The sequence below is a fragment of the Alteromonas sp. 1_MG-2023 genome, assembly GCF_030547075.1.
Lineage (GTDB): Bacteria > Pseudomonadota > Gammaproteobacteria > Enterobacterales > Alteromonadaceae > Alteromonas.
This window is the reverse complement of the sequence record NZ_JAUOQH010000043.1, coordinates 1-1,491: the sequence shown is the minus strand read 5'-3', so window position 1 is coordinate 1,491 and position 1,491 is coordinate 1. Positions and strand designations below refer to the sequence as shown.

Genomic DNA, 1,491 nt, shown 5'->3' with positions numbered 1-1,491 from the left:
GAAAACAGCTAATTATGGACCGAAAAAATGTCAGGGAGACACTCGGTTTTTATTGACAAGGGGAGTCATACCAACGCCCAAATAAGGGGCACAAACATGGCGGCTATAATCGGAACGAAGTGACACAGCCGCCATGTTTGTGTCCCAGCGAGCCCGCGAGCGACTTTATTTTTTTGTTATATTTTTTGCCAAAAAAACTAACATTGTGTGTATGTTCTCATGCCGGTCATTTGTGATTGAAAAAAATCTGCATAATTTTCATAAACGTCTATTGTTTTAGCGGCGCCTTCTAAAGCTTTCAGTGCTACTTTAGCTTGTCGAAGTTTCTTCATCCTTTCGTTATCGCATTGTTCGATTTTTGAAAAGTCGACATGCCCGTAATCGTTAATATAAGTTTGCATAAGTGACTCGAAGTGCACCCATTGTTCACTTTTTTTATCAAGAAGCATTTCTTTTTTCGTCAATTGAAGTTCTTTAGTTTGTATTTTTTCGTATCGCTCCAATAACTTATATAAGTCTTCTTTGAAATACATGAAAACCACAATTGCTATCAGTGCGAAAATTGAAATTTGTGTACCAATGCTCTTACTTACTTCCTTGATATCCATTTTTTCCTCTTAAAATATAACGCCGCCATATGGGGCGCAGAAATGCTTGGCTAAAATTGGCGACGAAGGAGCGCAAGCCAAGCGTTTTGCGTGCCTGCCATAATGGCTTTGTTATGTCCGTCTTTTTAAACCCCACAGACGAACACGTACAACCCAATAAGTCGTTGATAGTAAAACAAGCAAAACAGGAGTTACAAGGAGAAAAGAATTCCTGATTGCTTCTGGGAATACCTGAGATTGACCAAGGAAAAAGGAAGCTGCTGCGATAAACATAGCAACGCCAATGCGCCAACTGTGACGCACTAGCCTTGCTTTGTTATTTAGTTTTTGTTTTTTGAGGAGGTATGTATCCGCAAGAGCAGCCAATAATGAAATGGTGCCAAAAACTATAATGACCTGAGTTGGATTACCATCAATCTTCGCAATACCTTGGCTTAATGCATGAAATCCCGTTAGAACGGCATATACACCAACCAAGAGGCCAAAAAATGCAAATGAAAGATTAGTCAGGTTTGGCTTAAAAGTCGTTATGCGGGCAGCAACGAAAGCTGTGCAAACTAAATAGAATGTTACTAGACCTGCAACCATGTTTAGCATTTCATCATTAATGAATGCCAACAAAGCACCAGATAGAGTCATAAGCACCATTGAGATAACAAAAACTTTGCCAGCTTTTCTGTGCGTGTTTGCCCCCTTTTTGGCCAAGAAACTTATGGTTCCAGCGAGCAAAGCTATGCTGCCTGCAAAAATATGAAGAAAAACTAGCACAGTACTACAACCTCCAATGTTGATTTAATTTGCTAAGGACATAGACACAATGACTCCCTGTGAAATGCTAGCCTCCGCATTTTCGTGGGTTAACTTTTCAGCCAGAGCCATAATT

2 protein-coding genes are annotated in these 1,491 nt (G+C 40.0%); both read right to left on the bottom strand.

Going from position 1 to position 1,491, the window contains the following annotated elements; all coding sequences use genetic code 11:
• Nucleotides 1–197 precede the first annotated feature (197 nt).
• Nucleotides 198–608 (bottom strand): hypothetical protein, encoded by a 411-nt coding sequence (locus Q4561_RS19750; RefSeq protein WP_303462969.1) that lies wholly within the window; start codon nucleotides 606–608, stop codon nucleotides 198–200.
• A gap of 111 nt (nucleotides 609–719) precedes the next feature.
• Nucleotides 720–1,376: a DUF2306 domain-containing protein gene (locus Q4561_RS19745; RefSeq protein WP_303462968.1), complete on the bottom strand. Its 657-nt coding sequence runs from the start codon at nucleotides 1,374–1,376 to the stop codon at nucleotides 720–722.
• Nucleotides 1,377–1,491 lie beyond the last annotated feature (115 nt).